Genomic DNA, 22609 nt, shown 5'->3' on the forward strand with positions numbered 1-22609 from the left:
TCGCTCCGGGGGAGCGGAACCAGGCCTCTTCGGTACATGCCTACGCCGAAGCGGGCGGATACAGCGCGCGCGGCAGCCGGGAGGCGGCCGGGCCGTCCAGCAGCCACAGCGTGCGGCTGCGGCCGTACGCCCCCGCCGCCGGGGCCTGGATCTCCCCGGCCCCGGACAGCGCGATCTCCGCCGCCTCCGCCTTGTCCTCACCCGCGGCCAGCAGCCACACCTCGCGCGCCGCCCGGATGGCGGGCAGCGTGAGCGAGACACGGGTGGGCGGCGGCTTCGGGGCGCCGTGCACACCGACCACGGTGCGCTCGGTCTCCCGCACCGCCGGCAGCTCCGGGAAGAGCGACGCGACATGCGTGTCCGGACCGACGCCCAGCATCAGCACGTCGAACGTCGGGACGGGCCCGTGGTCCTCCGGGCCCGCCGCGGCGGCCAGCTCCGCCGCGTACCCCGCGGCGGCGGAGTCGGCGTCGTCGCCGTACGGCCCGTCGGACGCGGGCATCGCGTGGACCCGCGCGGGATCCAGCTCCACCTTGTCCAGCAGGGCCTCACGGGCCTGCGTGACATTGCGCTCCGGATCGCCCTCGGGCAGGAAGCGCTCGTCGCCCCACCACAGATCGAGCCGCGACCAGTCGATCGCGTCCCGGGCGGGCGAGCCGCCGAGCGCGGCCAGCAGGCCGTTGCCGTTGCGTCCGCCGGTGAGGACCACCGAGGCGGAACCGCGGGCGGCCTGGGCGTCCACGATCTTCGTGATCAGCCGGGCCGCCGCGGCCTGGGCCATCAGCTCCTTGTCGCGGTGCACGACGAGCTGCGGGGCACTCACTTCGACGCCGCCTTCTTGGCCGCCGCCTTCTTCGCGGCAGGCGCGGCCGAGCCGGCCGGCTCCGCCCGCTTCTGCCCCGCACCGACCGACGACGCCTCGGTGGGACCGCCGAGGCGCTCCACACCGAACTTCACCGTCGCCTCGTAGATGTTGTCCGGGTCCAGACGGCGCAGCTCCTCCGCGAGGAGCTCGGCGGTCTCCCGCCGCTTCAGCGCGACCGCGCGGTCCGGCTGCCCGGCCATGCAGAGCGTCGCCAGCGAGCCGTCGGGCCGGTCCAGGACGATCACGCCGTTCTTGGTCTCCAGCCGCACGGCCGTCAGACCGGGACCGCCGGAGAGCGTCCGCTCGACCGGGACGCCGAGCCGGTCCGCGAGCCACATCGCGAGCAGCTCGCAGCTCGGGTTGTCGGACTCGCCCTCGACCGTCGCCGAGACGACCTGCGCCGGCTGCTGGTCGAGCGCGGCCGCCAGCATCGAGCGCCACGGGGTGATGCGGGTCCAGGCCAGGTCCGTGTCGCCCGGCCGGTACGTCGCCGCACGCACCGACAGCTCGTCGAGCGGGTGCTCGGCGGAGTAGGTGTCGGTGATACGGCGCTGGGCGAGGGCGCCCAGCGGGTCCTTGGCCGGGTCCGCCGGAGCGTCCTCCGGCCACCACGCCACCACCGGGGCGTCCGGCAGCAGCAGCGGCAGGACCACGGACTGGGCGTGGTTGGCCAGTTCGCCGTGCAGACGCAGGACGACGGTCTCACCCGAGCCCGCGTCGGAGCCGACCCGGATCTCGGCGTCGAGCCGGGCGTCGCGGCGCGCACGCGGTGAACGGCTGACCCTCTTGATCACCACGATGATCCGCGAGGGGTGCTCGCGCGAGGAGTCGTTCGCCGCCTTGAGGGCGTCGTAGGCGTTCTCCTCGTCCGTGACGATGACCAGGGTGAGGACCATGCCGACGGCGGGGGAGCCGATGTCCCGGCGGGCCGAGATGAGGGCCTGGTTGATCTTGCTGGACGTGGTTTCCGTGAGATCGATCTTCATGGCCGGCGCCAGCTCCGTCCGTCGCGTGCGAGCATCTCGTCGGCCTCGGCCGGACCCCAGGTGCCGGCCGCGTACCGGGCGGGCTTGCCGTGCTTGTCCCAGTACTCCTCGATCGGGTCGAGGATGTTCCAGGAGAGCTCGACCTCCTGGTGGCGGGGGAAGAGGTTGGCGTCGCCGAGCAGGACATCGAGGATGAGCCGCTCGTACGCCTCCGGGCTGGACTCCGTGAAGGACTCGCCGTACGCGAAGTCCATCGTGACGTCCCGCACCTCCATGGAGGTGCCGGGCACCTTGGAGCCGAACCGGACCGTGACCCCCTCGTCCGGCTGCACCCGGATGACCAGGGCGTTGCCGCCGAGCTCCTCCGTCGCACCGGACTCGAAGGGCAGATACGGGGCGCGCTTGAAGACGACCGCGATCTCGGTGACCCGGCGGCCGAGGCGCTTGCCGGTACGGAGATAGAACGGAACGCCCGCCCAGCGGCGGTTGTTGATCGTCAGCTTGATCGCGGCGAAGGTGTCGGTCTTCGACTTGGGGTCGATGCCCTCCTCCTCGAGGTAGCCGGGCACCTCCTCCCCGCCCTGCCACGCGTGCGTGTACTGCCCGCGCACCGTGTGACTGCCCAGGTCCTCGGGCAGCTCCACCGCCGTGAGCACCTTCAGCTTCTCGGCGACCAGGGCCTTGGGGTGGAAGGAGCCGGGCTCCTCCATCGCCGTCAGCGCCAGCAGCTGGAGCAGGTGGTTCTGGATGACGTCGCGGGCCGCGCCGATGCCGTCGTAGTAACCGGCCCGGCCGCCGATGCCGATGTCCTCGGCCATCGTGATCTGGACGTGGTCGACGTACGACCTGTTCCAGATCGGCTCCCACATCGTGTTGGCGAAGCGCAGCGCCAGGATGTTCTGGACCGTCTCCTTGCCGAGGTAGTGGTCGATACGGAAGACCTCGTTCGGCGGGAAGACGTCGTGCACGAGCTGGTTCAGCTCCTGCGCGCTCTCCAGGTCGTGACCGAACGGCTTCTCGATGACGGCCCGTCGCCAGCTGCCCTCCTGCTGGTCGGCCAGCCCGTGCTTCTTGAGCTGCTGGACGACCTTGGGGAAGAACTTCGGCGGCACGGACAGGTAGAAGGCGAAGTTGCCGCCCGTCCCCTGCGCCTTGTCGAGCTCCTCGATCGTCGCCCTGAGGGTCTCGAAGGCGACGTCGTCGTCGAAGTTGCCCTGGACGAAGCGCATGCCCTGGCTGAGCTGCTGCCAGACCTCTTCGCGGAACGGGGTGCGGGAGTGCTCTTTCACGGCGTCGTGGACGACCTGGGCGAAGTCTTCGTCCTCCCAGTCGCGGCGCGCGAAACCGATGAGCGAGAAGCCCGGCGGCAGCAGGCCGCGATTGGCCAGGTCGTAGACGGCGGGCATCAGCTTTTTACGGGACAAATCGCCCGTGACGCCAAAGATCACCAGGCCCGACGGCCCCGCGATACGCGGGAGCCGTCGGTCCTGGGCGTCACGGAGCGGGTTGGCTCCGGGAACACCAGACAAGGTGGTCAGCCCTCCGAAGGAGCGAGGCGCTCGAGCTCGGCCTCGGTCGACTTGAGCAGGTCGTTCCAGGCGGCCTCGAACTTGTCGACGCCCTCGTCCTCCAGCAGCTGGACGACGTCGTCGTAGCTGACCCCGAGCTTCTTGACCGCGTCGAGGTCGGCACGTGCCTGGTCGTAGCCACCGGCGACGGTGTTGCCGGTGATGTCACCATGGTCGGCCACGGCCTCCAGGGTCGCCTCCGGCATGGTGTTCACCGTGTTGGGGGCGACGAGGTCGTCGACGTACAGGGTGTCCTTGAGGGACGGGTCCTTCACGCCGGTGGAGGCCCACAGCGGGCGCTGCTTGTTGGCGTGCGCCTTGTCGAGGGCGGCCCAGCGGTCACCCGCGAAGACCTCCTCGTACGCCTCGTAGGCCAGACGGGCGTTGGCGAGGGCGGACTTGCCCTTCGCGGCCTTCGCCTCGTCGGTGCCGATCGCGTCGAGGCGCTTGTCGATCTCGGTGTCCACACGGGACACGAAGAACGAGGCGACCGAGTGGATCTTGGAGAGGTCCAGGCCCGCGGCCTTCGCCTTCTCCAGGCCCGCCAGGTAGGCGTCCATGACCTCGCGGTAGCGCTCCAGCGAGAAGATCAGGGTCACGTTGACGCTGATGCCCCGCCCGATGGTCTCGGTGATCGCCGGCAGGCCGGCCTTGGTCGCCGGGATCTTGATGAGCGTGTTCGGCCGGTCCACCAGCCAGGCCAGCTGCTTGGCCTCGGCGACCGTGGCCGTCGTGTTGTGCGCCAGGCGCGGGTCGACCTCGATGGAGACCCGGCCGTCCTGGCCGTCCGTCGCGTCGAAGACCGGGCGCAGGATGTCGGCGGCGTCGCGGACGTCGGCCGTGGTGATCATCCGGATGGCTTCCTCGACCGTCACCTTGCGGGCGGCGAGGTCCGTGAGCTGCTGGTCGTAACCGTCGCCCTGGGAGATGGCCTTCTGGAAGATCGACGGGTTGGTCGTGACACCCACGACGTGGCTCTGGTCGATCAGCTCGGCCAGGTTGCCGGACGTGATCCGCTTGCGCGACAGGTCGTCCAGCCAGATCGCCACGCCCTCGTCGGAGAGGCGCTTGAGTGCGTCTGTCATGAGAATTACATCTCCTACTAGTCGTATAACCGCGTCAGCGCGCAGCGGAGGCGAGAGATTCCCGGGCGGCTTCCACCACGTGCGCGGCGGTGAAGCCGAACTCGCGGAAGAGGACCTTGGCGTCCGCCGAGGCACCGAAGTGCTCCAGCGAGACGATCCGGCCCGCGTCGCCCACATACCGGTACCAGGTGAGGCCGATACCCGCTTCGACGGCGACCCGCGCCTTCACGGACGGCGGGATCACGCTGTCCTTGTACGCCTGGTCCTGCTCCTCGAACCACTCGACACACGGCATCGAGACCACACGGGTCGGCACACCGGCCGCCTGGAGCTCGTCGCGGGCCTCGACGGCCAGCTGGACCTCGGAGCCGGTGGCGATCAGGACGGCCTGCGCGTCGCCGCCCTCGGCGTCGAACAGCACGTAACCGCCCTTGGCGGCGTTCTCGTTCGCCGCGTAGGTCGGCAGGCCCTGACGGGACAGCGCCAGACCGTGCGGGGCGCTCTTCCCGTAGTCCTTCTTGCCGCGCTTGAGGATCTCGCGCCAGGCGATGGCCGTCTCGTTGGCGTCCGCCGGGCGGACGACGTTCAGGCCGGGGATCGCGCGCAGCGAGGCGAGGTGCTCGACCGGCTGGTGCGTCGGGCCGTCCTCGCCGAGGCCGATCGAGTCGTGCGTCCACACGTACGTCACCGGAAGGTGCATCAGCGCGGAGAGGCGCACGGCGTTGCGCATGTAGTCGGAGAACACCAGGAAGGTGCCGCCGTAGATGCGGGTGTTGCCGTGCAGCGCGATGCCGTTCATGGCCGCGGCCATGGAGTGCTCGCGGATGCCGAAGTGGATCGTCCGGCCGTACGGGTCGGCCTCGGGCAGCGGGTTGCCGGCCGGGAGGAACGACGACGTCTTGTCGATCGTGGTGTTGTTCGAGCCCGCGAGGTCGGCGGAGCCGCCCCACAGCTCGGGGATGACACCGCCGAGCGCCTGGAGGACCTTGCCGGAGGCGGCACGCGTGGCGACCCCGTGGCCGGCCTCGAAGACCGGGATCTCGTCCTCCCAGCCCGCGGGCAGCTCGCCCGCGGCGATGCGGTCGAAGTCCGCGGCGCGCTCCGGGTCGGCGGTGCGCCAGGCGGCGAAGGACTTCTCCCACTCGGCCTTGGCCTCGCGGCCGCGGTCCAGTGCCTCACGGGTGTGCGCGATGACCTCGTCGGAGACCTCGAAGGTCTTCTCCGGGTCGAAGCCGAGCACCCGCTTGGTGGCCGCGATCTCGTCGTCGCCGAGCGCCGAGCCGTGCGCGGCCTCGGTGTTCTGGGCGTTCGGGGCGGGCCAGGCGATGATCGAGCGGGCCGCGATGAACGACGGGCGCTCCGTCTCGGCCTTGGCGGCCTGCAGCGCGCGGTACAGACCCTCGGGGTCCAGGTCGCCGCTGGGCAGCTGGTCCACGCGCTGGACGTGCCAGCCGTAGGACTCGTAGCGCTTCAGGGTGTCCTCGGAGACCGCGGTCTCCGTGTCGCCCTCGATCGAGATGTGGTTGTCGTCCCACAGCAGCACCAGGTTGCCGAGCTTCTGGTGGCCGGCCAGCGAGGACGCCTCGGCCGAGATGCCCTCCTGGAGGCAGCCGTCACCGGCGATGACCCAGATGGTGTGGTCGAACGGGGAGGTGCCGGGGGCCGCCTGCGGGTCGAAGAGACCGCGCTCGTAGCGGGCGGCCATCGCCATGCCCACGGCGTTGGCGACACCCTGGCCCAGCGGGCCGGTCGTCGTCTCGACACCCGTGGTGTGGCCGTACTCCGGGTGGCCCGGCGTCAGGGAGCCCCAGGTGCGGAACGCCTTGAGGTCGTCCAGCTCCAGGCCGTACCCGGCGAGGTAGAGCTGGATGTACAGCGTCAGGCTGGAGTGGCCCGCGGACAGCACGAACCGGTCGCGTCCGGCCCAGTCCGCGTCCGCCGGGTCGTGGCGCATCACCTTCTGGAAGAGGGTGTACGCCGCAGGAGCGAGGCTCATCGCCGTACCCGGGTGGCCGTTTCCGACTTTCTGTACGGCGTCCGCGGCGAGGACGCGGACGGTGTCCACGGCCCGCTGGTCCAATTCGGTCCACTGGAGGTCTGTGGTGGTCGGCTTGGTGCTCACCCTGAGTCAGGGCTCCTCTCCACTGTTGTAAACCGGTGACTGGTTACCGCACCGGGCATTGTCGAGCCTACCCCCGTCCCAAGGCCGTACTTCTGCCCTTTCCACAGTGCGGGCGACCTGCGGAGTTCGCCTCCCGTATGAGCGCCTCCGTTCACTTCTGCGCCACCCCAACACGACCCCACCCCCGCGAAGAGTGGCGTATGCCCAACGTCTACAGTGGTCTGGTTCGCGCAAGTCTTTACCGGGCTTTCACGCCCGGAGCTTGCTGGGATTTCTCTGTCAGGGGTGTGCGTGACGGCCGTCGAGTCCCGACCCGCAGGGGTCGCCTTGACTCCGAGCCCAGGGGGCCATCGCCCGTCCGGGGCCCGCATCAAGGCATTCGTGGCTCTTACCAAGCCGCGCATCATCGAGCTGCTGCTGATCACCACCGTTCCGGTGATGTTCCTCGCGGCCCGGGGAGTGCCCGATCTTTGGCTCGTGGTTACCACCACCATCGGCGGATATCTCTCCGCGGGCGGTGCCAATGCGCTCAACATGTATATCGACCGTGACATCGACGCGCTGATGGACCGTACGTCCCAGCGCCCGCTGGTCACGGGGATGGTGAGCCCCCGGGAGTGCCTCGCCTTCGGAATCGCCCTGGCGGTGATTTCCACGGTGTGGTTCGGGCTGCTCGTCAACTGGCTCTCCGCCGCGCTCTCGCTCGGCGCACTTCTGTTCTACGTCGTCGTCTACACGATGCTGCTGAAGCGCCGGACCTCGCAGAACATCGTCTGGGGCGGAATCGCCGGCTGCATGCCGGTGCTCATCGGGTGGTCCGCCGTGACCAATTCGATGAGCTGGGCCGCGGTCATCCTTTTCGCCGTGATCTTCTTCTGGACGCCGCCGCACTACTGGCCGCTGTCGATGAAGGTCAAGGAGGACTACGCCCGGGTCGGCGTCCCGATGCTCCCGGTCGTCGCCACCAACCGGGTGGTGGCCCGCCAGATCGTCGTCTACAGCTGGGTGATGGTCGGCGTCTCGCTGCTGCTCACCCCTCTGGGCTACACGGGCTGGTTCTACACGGCCGTGGCCCTGCTGACCGGAGGCTTCTGGCTCTGGGAGGCGCACGGCCTGCAGAACCGGGCGAAGTCCGGTGTGACGGGCGCCAAGCTCAAGGAGATGCGCCTGTTCCACTGGTCCATCACCTATGTCTCGCTCCTCTTCGTCGCCGTGGCCGTGGACCCCTTCCTGAGGTAGTCCCGCACGCACCGGAGCTCCGCCGACGGGCGGGGGACGTGGCCGATGCCACGCCCCCCGCCCGTCGCCAGTCGATCTACCCGTCGGTAGCATCCTGTCCATGGCAGAGACGGCAGAGCCCCAGACGCAGCAGACGGACGATAGGCACGCGGCCCGCGCGGAGCGCAGGGCCGCGAAGCTCGCCAAGCAGATCGGCGCCTTCGCCAAGGCCCACGGCGGCGCCGAGGGGCAGCTCGCCCACCTCGGTGAGATGGGCACCCGCATCGTGCTGGTCGGCGAGGACGGCGAGTGGGGCGACCTGGTGGCGCCCTCCCACACCGTGGCCGAGAGCGCCACGCGGAAGGCGGGGATCACGGTCCACGAGGACTTCGACGGCGAGTTCGCGGCCAAGGTCCGCACCGGCCCGTACGAGTGGTCCCGGATGGCGGGCATCCAGGTCGGCGGCCCGTCCAACCACAAGGCCTAGGGTCCGGGCTCCGATCGGGAGCCGTACGCACGGGCACGACGACGGCCCCCGTCCGCAGTGGACGGGGGCCGTCGTCGTGGTGCCGGGGGAGCGGCTTCCGCTCAGCGCGCGGCGGCGTGCTCCGGCAGCTCTCCGGCGGCCGCGGGGGCGGGAACGCCGGGGTCGGCCACCGGGCGCTCGCGCAGTGACAGCAGGAGGCGCACCACGGCGATCCACAGCAGGGCGGAGCCGAGCATATGGAGCCCGACCAGCAGCTCGGGCACGTCGTTGAAGTACTGCACGTATCCGATGACGCCCTGCGCCAGCAGCACGATCAGCAGGTCACGGGCGCGGGCCCGGGTGTCGAGGGGCGCGTCGACGACGCGCAGGGCGAACCACATCGCGACGGCCAGGGCGCAGACGACCCAGGCGGCGACGGCGTGGATGTGGGCGGCGGCGCTCCAGTCCCACGGCATGCGCGGTACGTCGCTGCTGTCGCCCGCGTGCTTGCCGGAGCCGGTCACGGTGGTGCCCAGCGCGATCAGCACGACCGTGGTGGCGACGATCGCCCAGGACAGCTGCCGCACCGGGCGCGGGGCGCGCGGACGCGGTGCGCCGTCGCCCTCGCCGATCCGCACCCAGGTGACGACGGTCACCGTGAGCAGGCAGTTGGCGAGCAGGAAGTGCCCGGCCACCGACCACGGGTTGAGGCCGGCCCAGACCGTGAGCCCGCCGATGACGGCGTTCCCCATCACCAGCCAGAACTGCGACCACGCCAGACGCGTGAGACCGCGCCGGCGGGGCTTCAGGGAGCGCACGGCGATGATCGCCCAGCCGACCGCGGCCGACAGGACGTAGGTGAGCATCCGGTTGCCGAACTCGATCGCGCCGTGCAGTCCCTGCTCGGGCGTCGCGAAGAGGCTGTCGTCGGTGCACTTGGGCCAGGTGTCGCAGCCCAGACCGGAACCGGTCAGCCGGACCGCGCCGCCGGTGATGATGATGAGCACGCTCATCATCACCGCGACGAGTGCGGCGCGCTTCGCCGTCCTCACCGACGGAGTCCAGCGCTTGGCGATGTAGGAGAGGGGGGTTTCCACGCGCACCATCGTAGGGAACGGCTTGTGCATGTTTTCACGAGGGGTGGGCATTCCGGATGGGCCGGACATCCGCCCGGCCCGGCCCCTCACTCCCAGCGGAAGAGACGGGCCGCCGCGCCCAGCCCCAGGACCGCCCAGACGGCCAGGACCGCCGCGTCGCCCCAGGGCATCGCCGCACCGTGCTGGAGGACGTCCCTGAGCCCGTCGGAGAGGGCCGAGATCGGCAGCAGGCCCAGCACGGAGCGCGCCGCGTCCGGGAACTTGTCCAGCGGCACGATGACGCCGCCGCCGACCAGCAGCAGGAGGAAGACCAGGTTGGCCGCGGCGAGCGTCGCCTCGGCCTTCAGCGTCCCCGCCATCAGCAGCCCCAGCCCGGAGAAGGCGACGGTGCCCAGCACCAGGAGCAGCAGCACGGCGAACGGGTTGCCCTCGGGCGACCAGCCCAGGGCGAAGGCGATCACCGTCAGCAGGACGATCTGGAGGACCTCCGTGACCAGCACCGAGAGGGTCTTCGCCGTCATCAGGCCCCAGCGGGGCAGAGGAGAGGCGCCCAGCCGCTTGAGCACCCCGTAGCGGCGCTCGAAGCCGGTCGCGATGGCCTGGCCCGTGAAGGCCGTCGACATCACCGCGAGGGCGAGGACGCCGGGCGCCAGGAAGTCGACCGGCTCACCCGTGCCGGTGTCGACGATGTCCACCGCGCTGAACAGCACCAGCAGCAGGGTCGGGATGACCACCGTGAGCAGCAGCTGCTCACCGTTGCGCAGGAGCATCCGTGTCTCCAGCACGGCCTGCGCGGCGATCATGCGGGGCAGCGGGGCGGCGCCGGGGCGCGGGGTGTACGTACCGGCGCTCATGCGCGCAGCTCCTTGCCGGTCAGTTCGAGGAAGACGTCCTCCAGGGTGTGCCGCTCCACCGCGATGCCGTCCGGCATCACGCCGTGCTGGGCGCACCAGGAGGTGACGGTCGCCAGCAGCTCCGGGTCGATCCGCCCGGTGATGCGGTAGGCGCCGGTGGTGAGCTCGGCCGCCTCGCTGCCGTCGGGCAGCGCCTTCAGCAGCGAACCGAGGTCCAGGCCGGGGCGGCCGGTGAAGCGCAGGGTGTTCTCGGCGCCGCCGCGGCAGAGCTGCTCGGGGCTGCCCTGCGCGATGACCCGTCCCGCGTCGATGACGGCGACGTCGTCGGCGAGCTCCTCGGCCTCGTCCATGAAGTGGGTGGTGAGGACGACGGACACCCCGTCGGCGCGCAGCTCCCTGATCAGGTCCCAGGTCGAACGGCGGGCCTGCGGGTCGAGGCCGGCCGTCGGCTCGTCCAGGAAGACCAGCTCGGGTCGGCCCACGACGGCCATCGCCAGGGCGAGGCGCTGCTGCTGGCCGCCGGAGAGCCGGCGGTAGGTGGTCCGGCCGCAGCTGCCGAGCCCGAGCCGTTCGACGAGCGCGCCGACGTCCAGCGGACGGGCGTGGAGCTTCGCCATGTGGCGCAGCATCTCCTCGGCCCGGGCGCCGGAGTAGACGCCGCCCGACTGGAGCATCACGCCGATGCGGGGGCGGAGCGACGCGGCGTCGGCGACCGGGTCGAGGCCGAGCACCCGTACGGTTCCGGCGTCCGGCCTGCGGTAGCCCTCACAGGTCTCGATCGTGGTGGTCTTGCCGGCGCCGTTGGGGCCGAGGACCGCGGTCACGGCGCCCGCCGCGACCTCCAGGTCGAGGCCGTCGACCGCGGCTTCGGTGCCGTACCGCTTGACAAGGCCTCTGACCTGTACGACGGGCTCGCTGCTCATGGCGGGCAAGTCTAGGCTGGCGGGTGAGGGGTCCGGCGCGCCGGGTTCCCCGCTCTTCCGCGCGCTCCTCCCGCCGCCCGGCCACCGCCCGGCCCGGAGGGCGCCCACCTGCGCCGGCCTGCCGTGATCGTTGTTTCCGCAGGTCAACTTAGGTTTGCCTAAGTGACGAAGGGCACCGCGCCCGGCCCTGAGGCGGGTTGTCACGCCCGAAGGAATTACGCAACAATGGCGTTGTGAAATACGCTGGCGAGGCTCCTCAGGAGGAACTCGCGACCGGTGAGCGCTCGACGCGCAACCGGGTCGCGCGCTCCATCCTGGACCACGGCCCCTCCACCGTCGCCGACCTGGCGAAGCGCGTCGGCCTCACCCAGGCCGCCGTGCGCCGTCACCTGGACGCACTCGTCTCCGACGACGTGGTCGAGGCCCGCGAACAGCGTGTCTACGGGGCGCGGACCCGTGGCCGTCCGGCCAAGGTGTTCGCCCTCACCGACTGCGGCCGGGACGCGTTCGACCAGTCCTACGACAAGCTCGCCGCCGACGCGCTGCGGTGGATCGCCGACACGGCGGGGGACGAGGCGCTCGTCGCCTTCGCCCGCGCCAGGATGGCCGCCCAGTCCGAGAAGTACCGCGCGGTGATCGAGGCCGCCGACCCCGAGGCACGCACCGAGGCCCTCGCCAGGGCCTTGTCCGCCGACGGGTACGCTGCTACGGCGCGCAGCGCGCCGGGCCGTCAGCAGGGCGAGCAGCTCTGCCAGCACCACTGCCCGGTCGCGCACGTAGCCGAACAGTTCCCGCAGCTGTGCGAGGCGGAGACGGAATTCTTCTCCAGCCTGCTCGGGACCCATGTGCAGCGTCTCGCCACCCTCGCCCACGGCGACGGGGTGTGCACGACGTTCGTTCCGCGCAGCAGCCCCACGGCACCACAGGCTTCACAGTCAGCACAGAACACCCATTCAGCATCTGCAAGTACGGCCGGGAGGAACCCCGCATGACGCTCCCTACGGAGACTGCCCACCCTGAGCTCGAGGGTCTGGGTACGTACGAATTCGGCTGGGCCGACTCCGACGCGGCAGGCGCGGCGGCGAAGCGCGGCCTGTCCGAAGCTGTCGTCCGCGACATCTCGGAGAAGAAGAACGAACCGGAGTGGATGCTGAAGCTCCGGCTCAAGGGCCTGAAGCTGTTCGACAAGAAGCCCATGCCGAACTGGGGCTCCGACCTGTCGGGCATCGACTTCGACAACATCAAGTACTTCGTGCGGTCCACGGAGAAGCAGGCGGAGTCCTGGGAGGACCTGCCCGAGGACATCAAGAACACGTACGACAAGCTCGGCATCCCGGAGGCGGAGAAGCAGCGCCTGGTCGCCGGTGTCGCCGCGCAGTACGAGTCCGAGGTGGTCTACCACCAGATCAACGAGGAGCTCGAGTCGCAGGGTGTCATCTTCATGGACACCGACACCGCGCTCAAGGAGCACCCGGAGCTCTTCAAGGAGTACTTCGGCACCGTCATCCCCGTCGGTGACAACAAGTTCGCCTCGCTGAACTCCGCCGTCTGGTCCGGTGGCTCCTTCATCTACGTGCCGAAGGGCGTGCACGTCGAGATCCCGCTCCAGGCCTACTTCCGTATCAACACGGAGAACATGGGCCAGTTCGAGCGGACGCTGATCATCGTCGACGAGGACGCCTACGTCCACTACGTCGAGGGCTGCACCGCGCCGATCTACTCCTCGGACTCGCTGCACTCCGCGGTCGTGGAGATCGTCGTGAAGAAGGGCGGCCGCTGCCGCTACACGACCATCCAGAACTGGTCGAACAACGTCTACAACCTGGTCACCAAGCGCGCCGTGGCGTACGAGGGCGCGACCATGGAGTGGGTCGACGGCAACATCGGCTCCAAGGTCACCATGAAGTACCCGGCCGTCTACCTGATGGGCGAGCACGCCAAGGGCGAGACCCTGTCCATCGCCTTCGCGGGCGAGGGCCAGCACCAGGACGCCGGCGCCAAGATGGTCCACATGGCACCGAACACCTCCTCCAACATCGTCTCCAAGTCGGTGGCGCGAGGCGGTGGCCGCACCTCCTACCGCGGTCTCATCGAGATCGGCGAGGGTGCGCCCGGCGCCAAGTCCAACGTGCTGTGCGACGCGCTGCTGGTGGACACCATCTCCCGCTCCGACACCTACCCGTACGTCGACGTCCGCGAGGACGACGTGTCGATGGGGCACGAGGCGACCGTCTCCAAGGTCTCCGAGGACCAGCTCTTCTACCTGATGAGCCGCGGCATGACCGAGTTCGAGGCCATGGCGATGATCGTGCGCGGCTTCGTCGAGCCGATCGCCAAGGAGCTCCCCATGGAGTACGCCCTGGAGCTCAACCGGCTGATCGAGCTGCAGATGGAGGGGTCGGTCGGCTAGCAGGCCCGCCGACCGCGTCCCGAAGAGTTCTTGACTGAGAAAGCGAGCACTACGACAGCCATGGCTGAGGCTCAGAATTCCCCGGTGGGCTCCACCACCGCCGGTTCCATCGCGGTGGCGGCCGAGTCCACCGTCGCCACGCGCATGAGCGCGCCCCCGTCCTTCGACGTCGCGGACTTCCCGGTCCCGCACGGCCGTGAGGAGGAGTGGCGGTTCACGCCGCTGGAGCGGCTGCGCGGCCTGCACGACGGCACCGCGGTCGCCACCGGTGACGGGGTCAAGGTCGTCGTCGAGGCGCCCTCCGGCGTCACGGTCGAGACCGTCGGCCGCGACGACGCCCGCATCGGCAGGGCGGGCACCCCGGTGGACCGTGTCGCCGCCCAGGCGTACTCGTCCTTCCAGCAGGCCTCGGTCGTCACGGTCGCCAAGGAGGCCGTGCTCAGCGAGCCGGTCCGGATCACGGTGCACGGCGAGGGCGGTGTGGCCTACGGGCACCAGGTCATCGAGCTGGGTGCCTTCGCCGAGGCCGTCGTCGTCATCGACCACACCGGTGACGCCCTGCTCGCGGCCAACGTCGACTACGTCCTGGGTGACGGCGCCAAGCTGACCGTCGTCTCCGTGCAGGACTGGGACGACACGGCCGTCCACGTCGGCCAGCACAACGCGCTGGTCGGCCGCGACGCCTCCTTCAAGTCGATCATCGTGACGTTCGGCGGGGACCTCGTCCGTCTCCACCCGCGCGTCGCGTACGCGGCCCCGGGCGGCGAGGCCGAGCTCTTCGGCCTGTACTTCACCGACAAGGGCCAGCACCAGGAGCACCGTCTCCTGGTCGACCACAACACCCCGCACTGCAAGTCCAACGCGGTGTACAAGGGCGCGCTCCAGGGCGACGACGCCCACGCCGTCTGGATCGGCGACGTGCTCATCCAGGCCGCGGCCGAGGGCACCGACACCTACGAGATGAACCGCAACCTGGTTCTGACCGACGGTGCCCGTGTCGACTCCGTACCGAACCTGGAGATCGAGACCGGCGAGATCGTCGGCGCCGGCCACGCCTCGGCGACCGGCCGCTTCGACGACGAGCAGCTGTTCTACCTGCAGTCCCGCGGTATCCCGGCCGAGGAGGCCCGCCGGCTCGTCGTGCGCGGCTTCTTCGCCGAGCTGGTCCAGCAGATCGGTCTGCCGGACGTCGAAGCCCGGCTCCTCGACAAGATCGAGGCCGAGCTGAAGGCGTCGGTCTGATGGCCTTCGTCAAAGCCTGTGCGCTGAGCGAGCTGGAGGACGACACCCCGAAGCGGGTGGAGCTCGACGGCACGCCGGTATCCGTCGTCCGTACCGAGGGGGAGGTGTTCGCGATCAACGACATCTGCTCGCACGCGAACGTCTCGCTCTCGGAGGGCGAGGTGGAGGACTGCTCGATCGAGTGCTGGCTGCACGGATCGAGCTTCGACCTCCGCACCGGCAAGCCGTCCGGTCTTCCCGCGACGCGCCCCGTCCCCGTATACCCCGTAAAGATCGAAGGGGACGATGTGCTCGTCTCCGTCACCCAGGAGTCCTGAGTCACCCATGGCAACGCTTGAAATCCGCGACCTGCACGTCTCCGTCGAGGCCGACAACGCCACGAAGGAGATCCTCAAGGGCGTCGACCTGACCGTGAAGCAGGGCGAGACCCACGCCATCATGGGCCCCAACGGGTCCGGCAAGTCCACCCTCGCGTACTCGCTCGCGGGTCACCCCAAGTACACGATCACGAGTGGCACGGTGACCCTGGACGGCGAGGACGTCCTGGAGATGTCCGTGGACGAGCGGGCCCGCGCCGGCCTGTTCCTCGCCATGCAGTACCCGGTCGAGATCCCCGGCGTCTCGGTCTCCAACTTCCTGCGCACCTCCGCCACCGCCGTCCGCGGTGAGGCCCCCAAGCTGCGGACGTGGGTGAAGGAGGTCAAGGAGACGATGGCCCAGCTCCAGATGGACCCGGCCTTCGCCGAGCGCAACGTCAACGAGGGCTTCTCCGGCGGTGAGAAGAAGCGCCACGAGATCCTCCAGCTGGAGCTCCTCAAGCCGAAGGTCGCGATCCTCGACGAGACCGACTCCGGCCTGGACGTCGACGCGCTGAAGACCGTCTCCGAGGGCGTCAACCGTGTGCGCGAGACCGGCGAGGTCGGCACCCTGCTGATCACGCACTACACGCGCATCCTGAAGTACATCAAGCCCGACTACGTGCACGTCTTCGCCAACGGCCGGATCGCCGCCTCCGGTGGTGCCGAGCTGGCCGACCAGCTGGAGAACGAGGGCTACGAGGCCTACACGAAGGGTGGCCCCGTGAGCGGAGCGAACTCAGGAGGTACGGTCGCGTGACTGACGCCCGACAGGGGCTCTCCGGCCTCCTCGACACCGAGGCGATCCGCAAGGACTTCCCGATCCTGGACCGCACGGTCCACGACGGCAAGAAGATCGTTTACCTGGACTCCGCGGCGACCTCGCAGAAGCCGCGCCAGGTCCTCGACGCGCTCAACGAGTACTACGAGCGGCACAACGCCAACGTCCACCGCGGCGTGTACACGATCGCCGAGGAGGCCACCGCGCTGTACGAAGGCGCTCGCGACAAGGTCGCGGCCTTCATCAACGCACCCAGCCGCAACGAGGTGATCTTCACCAAGAACGCCTCGGAGTCGCTGAACCTCGTCGCCAACATGCTCGGCTGGGCGGACGAGCCCTACCGGGTCGACAGCGACACCGAGATCGTCACCACGGAGATGGAGCACCACTCCAACATCGTGCCGTGGCAGCTGCTCTCGCAGCGCACCGGCGCGAAGCTGAAGTGGTTCGGCATCACGGACGACGGCCGTCTCGACCTGTCGAACATCGACGAGATCATCACGGAGAAGACGAAGATCGTCTCCCTCACGCTGGTCTCGAACATCATGGGCACGATCAACCCGGTGGAGAAGATCATCCGGCGTGCCCAGCAGGTCGGCGCGCTGGTCTGCATCGACGCCTCGCAGGCGGCCCCGCACATGGTGCTGGACGTGCAGGCGCTGCAGGCCGACTTCGTGGCCTTCACCGGCCACAAGATGGTCGGCCCGACGGGCATCGGTGTGCTGTGGGGACGGCAGGAGCTCCTCGAGGACCTGCCGCCGTTCCTCGGCGGCGGCGAGATGATCGAGACCGTGTCGATGCACTCCTCGACGTACGCCCCCGCGCCGCACAAGTTCGAGGCGGGCACGCCCCCGATCGCGCAGGCCGTCGGCCTCGGCGCGGCCGTGGACTACCTCTCCTCGATCGGCATGGAGAACATCCACCGCCATGAGCAGGCCATCACCCAGTACGCGGTGCGGCGGCTCCTGGAGGTCCCGGACCTCAGGATCATCGGTCCGGCGACGGCCGAGGACCGGGGTGCGACGATCTCCTTCACGCTCGGCGACATCCACCCCCACGACGTGGGCCAGGTGCTCGACGAGCAGGGCATCGCCGTCCGGGTCGGTCACCACTGCGCACGGCCCGTCTGCCTGCGGTACGGAATTCCTGCGACGACGCGAGCGTCGTTCTATCTGTACTCCACGCCCGCCGAGGTCGACGCACTGGTGGACGGGCTGGAGCACGTGCGGAACTTTTTCGGTTAGATGGCAGAGCGGCTGAGGGTTGACTGGTGAAGCTTGATTCCATGTACCAGGAAGTGATCCTGGACCACTACAAGCACCCCCACGGGCGTGGCCTGCGGGACGGCGATGCCGAGGTGCATCACGTCAACCCGACGTGCGGCGACGAGATCACGCTCCGGGTGAAGTACGACGGCGAGACGATCGCCGACGTCAGCTACGAGGGCCAGGGCTGCTCGATCAGCCAGGCCAGTGCCTCCGTGCTCAACGAGCTGCTCGTCGGCAAGGAACTCGGGGACGCGCAGAAGATCCAGGAGACCTTCCTGGAGCTGATGCAGTCCAAGGGCCAGCTGGAGCCGGACGACGCGATGGAGGAGGTGCTGGAGGACGCGGTCGCGTTCGCCGGTGTCTCCAAGTACCCGGCCCGGGTCAAGTGCGCGCTGCTGAGCTGGATGGCGTGGAAGGACGCGACGGCGCAGGCGCTGTCCGAAGGGAAGACGGCATGAGCGACAACGAGACTCTCACCACCAAGCCGGCCTCCGAGGAGGAGGTGCGCGAGGCGCTGTACGACGTGGTCGACCCCGAGCTGGGGATCGACGTCGTCAACCTGGGCCTGATCTACGGCATCCACATCGACGACGCCAACATCGCCACCCTCGACATGACCCTGACGTCCGCGGCGTGCCCGCTGACCGATGTCATCGAGGACCAGGCGAAGTCCGCGACGGACGGCATCGTCAACGAGCTCCGGATCAACTGGGTCTGGATGCCGCCGTGGGGCCCTGACAAGATCACCGACGACGGTCGCGAGCAGCTTCGCGCGCTCGGCTTCAACGTCTGAGCCACGACGTCAAGGACGGCCCCCGGCATCGCGCCGGGGGCCGTTCCTCGTTTCGGTCGCCGCCCGCCGGCCACCCGGGCGGCCGGGTCACCACTGCGGGGCGCCACCTCCGTACGGCGGGGGCATCGGGCCGCCCTGCGCGGGGACGCCGGCGGCCTCGGCCAGGGCCGGGCCCAGGTTCTCCGTCCGTATGCGCCGGTCGACGTAGAGCAGACCGGTCACCAGCTGGGGGAACGTCGTCGAGATGATCTGGCTCACGAGCTGTCCCAGCAGCGTCGCGACCAGGTATCCGCTCATCGCGACGATCACCGCCGTGGCGCTCGGGTCGTCCTCCAGCGACGCGGTCCCGATCATGCCGGGGAACAGGCCGAGCACCGAGAAGGGGATCTGGATGACATAGCCGGCGGCGCCCGCCATCAGGGCGGCCAGCAGGGTGATGCCGAAGATCCGCCACCAGTCGCCGCGCACCAGCTCGGCGGAGCGGCGCAGCGCGGCGACGGGCCCCCGGCCCTCGAAGACCACGGCCGCCGGTGCCAGGCAGACCTTTATCCAGATCCAGGCGGCCAGCGGTGCGGTCACCAGGGCGCCGACGATGCCCAGCGTGATGGCGGTGGCGGCGGCGCCACCGCTGTCCATGGTGAGGACGCTGATGATCACCCCGATGAAGGCGGCCATCACGAGGAGGACGGGCACGGTCGCGACGAGGGCGGTGAGGATCAGGGCGCCGATCACCGGGGCGACATGCGCCCACGCCTTGCGCCACACCGCCGAGAAGGCGACGGGCCGGCCCAGGACCGCCTCCTGCAGCACGGCCGGGACCGCCGCGTACATCAGACCGGACACGACGGCCATCGTGACGATGCCCAGCAGCGCGAGGACGCCGCCCGCGATCACGAGCGGAACGATGTCGGTGGACGAGGCGCTCTCGCCGTGGTCGAGGGAGACCACGTACTCCAGATGGCCGGAGACCGCGGAGTAGGCGATGGCCACCGCCGCCGCCATCAGCAGGGCGGCCCCGCCGTACAGCGCGGCGGCCAGGCCGAACAGCTGCTTCCCGTACCTGCCCATCGTCGAGAACGCCCCGCCCAGCACGTCCCCCAGCTTCAACGGGGCGAGGGGGATCACCCCCGGCTTCGGCGGCGGCACCCAGCCGCCCCATCCCGGAGGCCCTCCGTAGGGACTTCCGCCGTACGCCGCGCCCCCGTAGGCGCCCCCGCCCCACCCTGCGTCCTGCGCCACCACTGCTCCGTTGCTCGTATCGTCCGCTTGTCATCCGGTCCTACCGGTGCGGACACCGTAGCGTCCCGGGGTGCCGGCGAATCCCTTCCGGGCTGGTCACGATATGGGTGCGCGAAGGTGCGTACGCCCGTACGCAACGTTGTGTACGCTCGTACGTATGGGATACGGATTGCTGGCCGCGGCCATAGCGGCGGAGGTGGCCGGGACCACGGCCATGAAGTACAGCGAGGGGTTCACCCGGCTGTGGCCCTCGCTCATCACCGTCGTCGGCTACGTGCTGGCGTTCGCCCTGCTCGCCCAGACCCTCAAGACGCTCTCGATCGGCACCGCCTATGCGATCTGGGCGGGCACGGGCACCGCCGCCGTCGCCGCCATCGGCATCCTCTGGATGGGCGAGTCCGCGAGCCTCGCCAAGCTGGCCGGCATCGCCCTGGTCATCGCGGGGGTCGTCGTCCTCAATCTCGGAGGTGCCCACTGATGGTCCGGCGGTACGACCCCGATCGGCGCGAGCGCATCATCGACGCGGCCATCCGCGTCGTCGCGGACCGGGGGATCGGGGGGCTCAGTCACCGCACGGTGGCCGCCGAGGCCGACGTGCCGCTCGGCTCGACGACGTATCACTTCGCCTCGCTCGACGAGCTGCTGATCGCCGCGCTGCGCCGGTGCAACGAGAGTTTCGCCCGGACGGTGCGGGAGAGCCCGTACTTCTCCGACCCCGGGGTCCCGCTCGCCGACGAGCTGACGCGGCTGCTGGGGGAGTGGTTCGCGGCGGGGCGCGGGCCGCTGGCGCTGGAGTACGAGCTGTACCTCGCGGCCCTGCGCCGGCCCGCGCTGCGGCCGGTCGCCGCCGAGTGGGCCGACGCCCTGGCCCTGCTCATCGCCGACCGCACCGACCGGGCCACCGCGCGGGCGCTCACGGCCCTGCTGGACGGGATCAGTCTCCAGGTGCTGCTCACCGACGGTGACTTCGACCCGGAGTACACCAGGGAGATGCTGGCCAGGGTGGCGGACGGGGCCGGCCGCTGAGAGCAGGCGGGTGCGGCCGGGCGGTGCCCCGGCGGACGGCCGGTAGCTGTGGTGGCAAGGTCAGGCGGCGCCCCGGCGGACGGCGGCCAGCGCGGCCCGCACGCTCGCCTCGATGTCCGTGACGGGATACAGCGCCTCGACGACCGTGCGGTCCCGGTCCACCACCAGCGTCAGCCGCTTCAGCCGGCTGACCCCCGCCGCGCGGAACGTGGGCAGCCGCAGCGCGGCCGCCAGAGCCAGCCCCGCGTCGGAGAGCAGCGGGAAGCGCAGCCGCTCCTTGTCGGCGAACGCCTTCTGCTCGTCCGGGCGCTGGGTGGACACGCCGTGCACGGTCGCGCCCGCCGCCGTGAACTCCGCCAGCTGGTCGCGGTAGGTGCACGACTCCAGGGTGCAGCCCCGTGCCCCCGGGATCCCCGCCCATCCCGGCGGATAGGCGTCCTGGCGGGCGTACGCGCCGGGGAAGCAGTACAGGACGGTGTACGGGGTGCCGGCGACGGGATCGCGCAACAGGCCGTCGTGGTCCGGCAGTTCCAGCTCCGGCAGCCGGGTGCCCACCAGGGCGTGCACCCGCGCCGCCTCCCTGGAGTCCTCCGCGGTCGTCGCCATCGTCTCTCCTTCTCCCAGCACCCAGGCGTCGCCCCAGTCCTGAAGTGCGATCAGCACCGGCAGCAGGGCGCGTCCGCGCGGGGTGAGCCGGTATTCGTGGCGGACCGGGCGGTCCTGGTACGGGTGCCGGGCGAGCACCCCCGCCTCCGTCAGCAGGCGCAGCCGCTCGGTGAGCACCTTGCGCGACACCCCCAGCTCCTGCTGGAGCGCGTCGAAGCGGTGCACCCCGCGCGCGGTGTCGCGCACGATCAGCAGCGTCCACCAGTCGCCCACGACGTCGAGAGCCTGGGCGATCGCGCAGTCGGCGTCGGCCAGGCTGGTGCGCTGCGGCACGATGTCCGCCTCCCTACTCGGTTGACCTGCGGATACCAGGCTGCCATAGTCCGTTCCCAAAAGGAACTCACCCTGGGGGATCGGGATGGGCATGCTGCGTGGCGTACCGAGAACGGTGCGCCTCCTGGCGTTCGGCGCCTTCCTCAACGCCGTCGTCAGCTTCACCTTCGTCTATCTCTTCGTCTACCTCACCGGCCCGCGCGGCCTCTCCGTCGCCCAGGCCGGTGTGATCAGCGGTGTCGGCGGCCTCGGCCTGGTCGCGGGGAACTTCACCGGCGGCTGGTTCGGCGACCGCTACGGCCACCGGCGGGCGCTCCTGACCGGCGCCTGCGTGAGCGGAGCCGCGCTCGTCACCCTCCCCGTGCTGCCCCTGGCCGCCCTGTACGCGGTGCTGCCGCTCGCCCAGTACGCCTCGGGGGTCGTCCGCTCGGCCAACGCGGCCCTGGTCGCGGTGTCCGTCCCGGAGGGGGAGCGCCGCCAGAGCTTCGCCCTCACCCGGTTCGCCTCCAACGGCGGCTTCACCGTGGGGCCGCCGCTCGGCGCCGCGCTCGCCGCCGCGACCTCGTACGAGTGGCTCTTCCTGGCGGACGGCCTGGGCACCCTGCTCTTCGCCGGTTACGCGGCCGCGATCCTGCCCTCGCGCGGCACCGCGCACACCCGGCCCGCACCCGGTCCGGAAGCGCCGGGCCTCTGGCGGGAACTCCGGGCAAGACCGGCGGTGCTGGTCCTGCTCGCCGCGATCGTCTGCGTCGACCTCGTCTACCGGCAGCAGTACTCCACGCTGCCCGTCTTCCTCGCCGACCACGGCTACGGCACCCAGTTCTACGGGTGGCTGATCGCGGTCAACGGGGGCGTCATCCTCTGCCTCGAACTCCCCGCCGCGCACGCGCTGCGCCGGAGGGCCCCGCTGTCCGTCGTCGGCGCCGGGCTGATCCTCGTGGGGGTGGGGTACGCGGTGCTGATCCCCGGCGCGGGCGCCCTGTTCGCGGTCTCGATGATGGTGTCGCTGACCTTGGGCGAGATCCTCTACAAGACGACGGCCACCGCCTACGTCGCCGACCGGGCCCCGGCCCATGCGCAGGGCCGCTTCCAGAGCCTGTACGCGGGCGCCTCGATCAGCGGCCAGGTCCTCGCCCCGCCCCTGGGCGGCGCGCTGTACACCGCCGCACCGGCACTGCTCTGGCCCCTGTGCGCGGCTCTCGCGTGCGGTGCGGGCGTGGCCGTACTGGCCGCGCGCCGGCTGCGCGAGCCCGCCTCGGGGCCGTGGGTGACCGGCGGTCCGGGGAGCGCGCGCCCCGTCGCCCCGGGCGGACACGCTCCGGCACCTGAGACCGGTTCGCCCGCGAAGGGGTCCGCCGGTTAGGTTCTGTT

Annotated in this window: 23 protein-coding genes; 13 read left to right on the top strand and 10 right to left on the bottom strand. The window is 70.4% G+C overall.

The genetic code is table 11. The annotated features are described in order from the left end of the window. Positions 1-40: 40 nt before the first annotated feature. From pgl to tkt, 5 genes are read right to left on the bottom strand one after another with little or no spacing between them, the layout of a single operon-like run. Positions 41-823 carry a 6-phosphogluconolactonase gene (gene pgl / locus ACZ607_RS04325; RefSeq protein WP_469731532.1) on the bottom strand — a complete coding sequence of 261 codons (783 nt, stop codon included), beginning with the start codon at positions 821-823 and terminating at the stop codon, positions 41-43. Beyond that, positions 820-1851 (bottom strand): glucose-6-phosphate dehydrogenase assembly protein OpcA, encoded by a 1032-nt coding sequence (gene opcA, locus ACZ607_RS04330; RefSeq protein WP_469731534.1) that lies wholly within the window; start codon positions 1849-1851, stop codon positions 820-822. Before opcA ends, pgl begins: the two co-directional genes overlap by 4 nt. After that, on the bottom strand, positions 1848-3380 hold the full coding sequence (gene zwf, locus ACZ607_RS04335; protein WP_469731536.1) for a glucose-6-phosphate dehydrogenase: 1533 nt from the start codon (positions 3378-3380) through the stop codon (positions 1848-1850). The genes opcA and zwf overlap by 4 nt, the downstream gene beginning before the upstream one ends. 5 nt (positions 3381-3385) lie before the next feature. Continuing rightward, a complete protein-coding gene (tal, locus tag ACZ607_RS04340) occupies positions 3386-4504 on the bottom strand; it encodes a transaldolase (protein ID WP_469731538.1) in 1119 nt (372 codons plus the stop codon). 34 nt (positions 4505-4538) lie between these two features. Next, positions 4539-6626: a transketolase gene (gene tkt / locus ACZ607_RS04345; RefSeq protein ID WP_469731540.1), complete on the bottom strand. Its 2088-nt coding sequence runs from the start codon at positions 6624-6626 to the stop codon at positions 4539-4541. 285 nt (positions 6627-6911) lie between these two features. Here tkt and ACZ607_RS04350 point away from each other — a divergent pair, with 285 nt between their 5' ends. Together ACZ607_RS04350 and ACZ607_RS04355 are read left to right on the top strand one after the other, a co-directional pair. Then, positions 6912-7865: a heme o synthase gene (locus tag ACZ607_RS04350; RefSeq protein ID WP_469731860.1), complete on the top strand. Its 954-nt coding sequence runs from the start codon at positions 6912-6914 to the stop codon at positions 7863-7865. Between the two features lie 100 nt (positions 7866-7965). Beyond that, on the top strand, positions 7966-8331 hold the full coding sequence (locus ACZ607_RS04355; protein ID WP_469731542.1) for a hypothetical protein: 366 nt from the start codon (positions 7966-7968) through the stop codon (positions 8329-8331). A gap of 101 nt (positions 8332-8432) precedes the next feature. Here the strand turns inward: ACZ607_RS04355 and ACZ607_RS04360 are convergent, their stop codons facing one another. From ACZ607_RS04360 to ACZ607_RS04370, 3 genes are all read right to left on the bottom strand, one after another. After that, the gene (locus ACZ607_RS04360; RefSeq protein WP_469731543.1) at positions 8433-9416 is read right to left on the bottom strand and encodes a COX15/CtaA family protein; all 984 of its coding nucleotides are present in this window, start codon (positions 9414-9416) and stop codon (positions 8433-8435) included. Positions 9417-9493: 77 nt separating this feature from the next. Beyond that, positions 9494-10261: an ABC transporter permease gene (locus ACZ607_RS04365; protein WP_469731545.1), complete on the bottom strand. Its 768-nt coding sequence runs from the start codon at positions 10259-10261 to the stop codon at positions 9494-9496. Further along, on the bottom strand, positions 10258-11184 hold the full coding sequence (locus tag ACZ607_RS04370) for an ABC transporter ATP-binding protein (RefSeq protein WP_469731547.1): 927 nt from the start codon (positions 11182-11184) through the stop codon (positions 10258-10260). The genes ACZ607_RS04365 and ACZ607_RS04370 overlap by 4 nt, the downstream gene beginning before the upstream one ends. A 233-nt stretch (positions 11185-11417) precedes the next feature. On the opposite strand from ACZ607_RS04370, the gene ACZ607_RS04375 reads away from it, so the two are divergent. Genes ACZ607_RS04375 through ACZ607_RS04410 form a run of 8 tightly spaced genes read left to right on the top strand, consistent with a single transcriptional unit; the run spans position 11418 to position 18034 of the window. Then, positions 11418-12176, top strand: coding sequence for a helix-turn-helix transcriptional regulator (locus tag ACZ607_RS04375; protein ID WP_469731549.1), 759 nt, complete (start codon positions 11418-11420; stop codon positions 12174-12176). Beyond that, positions 12173-13594 carry a Fe-S cluster assembly protein SufB gene (sufB, locus tag ACZ607_RS04380; protein ID WP_469731550.1) on the top strand — a complete coding sequence of 474 codons (1422 nt, stop codon included), beginning with the start codon at positions 12173-12175 and terminating at the stop codon, positions 13592-13594. Before ACZ607_RS04375 ends, sufB begins: the two co-directional genes overlap by 4 nt. A 60-nt stretch (positions 13595-13654) precedes the next feature. Then, a complete protein-coding gene (sufD, locus tag ACZ607_RS04385) occupies positions 13655-14836 on the top strand; it encodes a Fe-S cluster assembly protein SufD (RefSeq protein ID WP_469731552.1) in 1182 nt (393 codons plus the stop codon). Then, entirely contained in the window at positions 14836-15153 is a 318-nt protein-coding gene (locus ACZ607_RS04390; protein ID WP_018555702.1) for a bifunctional 3-phenylpropionate/cinnamic acid dioxygenase ferredoxin subunit, read from the top strand. Before sufD ends, ACZ607_RS04390 begins: the two co-directional genes overlap by 1 nt. A gap of 7 nt (positions 15154-15160) precedes the next feature. Continuing rightward, entirely contained in the window at positions 15161-15952 is a 792-nt protein-coding gene (gene sufC, locus ACZ607_RS04395) for a Fe-S cluster assembly ATPase SufC (protein ID WP_104789961.1), read from the top strand. Continuing rightward, positions 15949-17217: a cysteine desulfurase gene (locus ACZ607_RS04400; RefSeq protein WP_469731554.1), complete on the top strand. Its 1269-nt coding sequence runs from the start codon at positions 15949-15951 to the stop codon at positions 17215-17217. The genes sufC and ACZ607_RS04400 overlap by 4 nt, the downstream gene beginning before the upstream one ends. Before the next feature lie 26 nt (positions 17218-17243). Next, a complete protein-coding gene (gene sufU / locus ACZ607_RS04405) occupies positions 17244-17699 on the top strand; it encodes a Fe-S cluster assembly sulfur transfer protein SufU (RefSeq protein ID WP_277325541.1) in 456 nt (151 codons plus the stop codon). Then, the gene (locus ACZ607_RS04410) at positions 17696-18034 is read left to right on the top strand and encodes a metal-sulfur cluster assembly factor (protein WP_093539690.1); all 339 of its coding nucleotides are present in this window, start codon (positions 17696-17698) and stop codon (positions 18032-18034) included. The genes sufU and ACZ607_RS04410 overlap by 4 nt, the downstream gene beginning before the upstream one ends. An 87-nt stretch (positions 18035-18121) precedes the next feature. Here the strand turns inward: ACZ607_RS04410 and ACZ607_RS04415 are convergent, their stop codons facing one another. Next, the gene (locus ACZ607_RS04415) at positions 18122-19273 is read right to left on the bottom strand and encodes a DUF7847 domain-containing protein (RefSeq protein WP_469731557.1); all 1152 of its coding nucleotides are present in this window, start codon (positions 19271-19273) and stop codon (positions 18122-18124) included. A 157-nt stretch (positions 19274-19430) separates the two neighbouring features. On the opposite strand from ACZ607_RS04415, the gene ACZ607_RS04420 reads away from it, so the two are divergent. Further along, positions 19431-19751, top strand: coding sequence for a DMT family transporter (locus tag ACZ607_RS04420; RefSeq protein ID WP_469731559.1), 321 nt, complete (start codon positions 19431-19433; stop codon positions 19749-19751). Further along, on the top strand, positions 19751-20299 hold the full coding sequence (locus ACZ607_RS04425) for a TetR/AcrR family transcriptional regulator (protein WP_469731561.1): 549 nt from the start codon (positions 19751-19753) through the stop codon (positions 20297-20299). Before ACZ607_RS04420 ends, ACZ607_RS04425 begins: the two co-directional genes overlap by 1 nt. 60 nt (positions 20300-20359) lie before the next feature. Here ACZ607_RS04425 and ACZ607_RS04430 read toward each other — a convergent pair whose 3' ends face one another. Beyond that, positions 20360-21238 (bottom strand): winged helix-turn-helix transcriptional regulator, encoded by an 879-nt coding sequence (locus tag ACZ607_RS04430; protein ID WP_469731563.1) that lies wholly within the window; start codon positions 21236-21238, stop codon positions 20360-20362. An 85-nt stretch (positions 21239-21323) separates the two neighbouring features. Between ACZ607_RS04430 and ACZ607_RS04435 the strand changes: the two genes are divergently transcribed. Continuing rightward, positions 21324-22601: an MFS transporter gene (locus tag ACZ607_RS04435; RefSeq protein WP_469731565.1), complete on the top strand. Its 1278-nt coding sequence runs from the start codon at positions 21324-21326 to the stop codon at positions 22599-22601. Positions 22602-22609 lie beyond the last annotated feature (8 nt).

It is taken from the genome of Streptomyces sp. NPDC104381 (assembly GCF_055583745.1).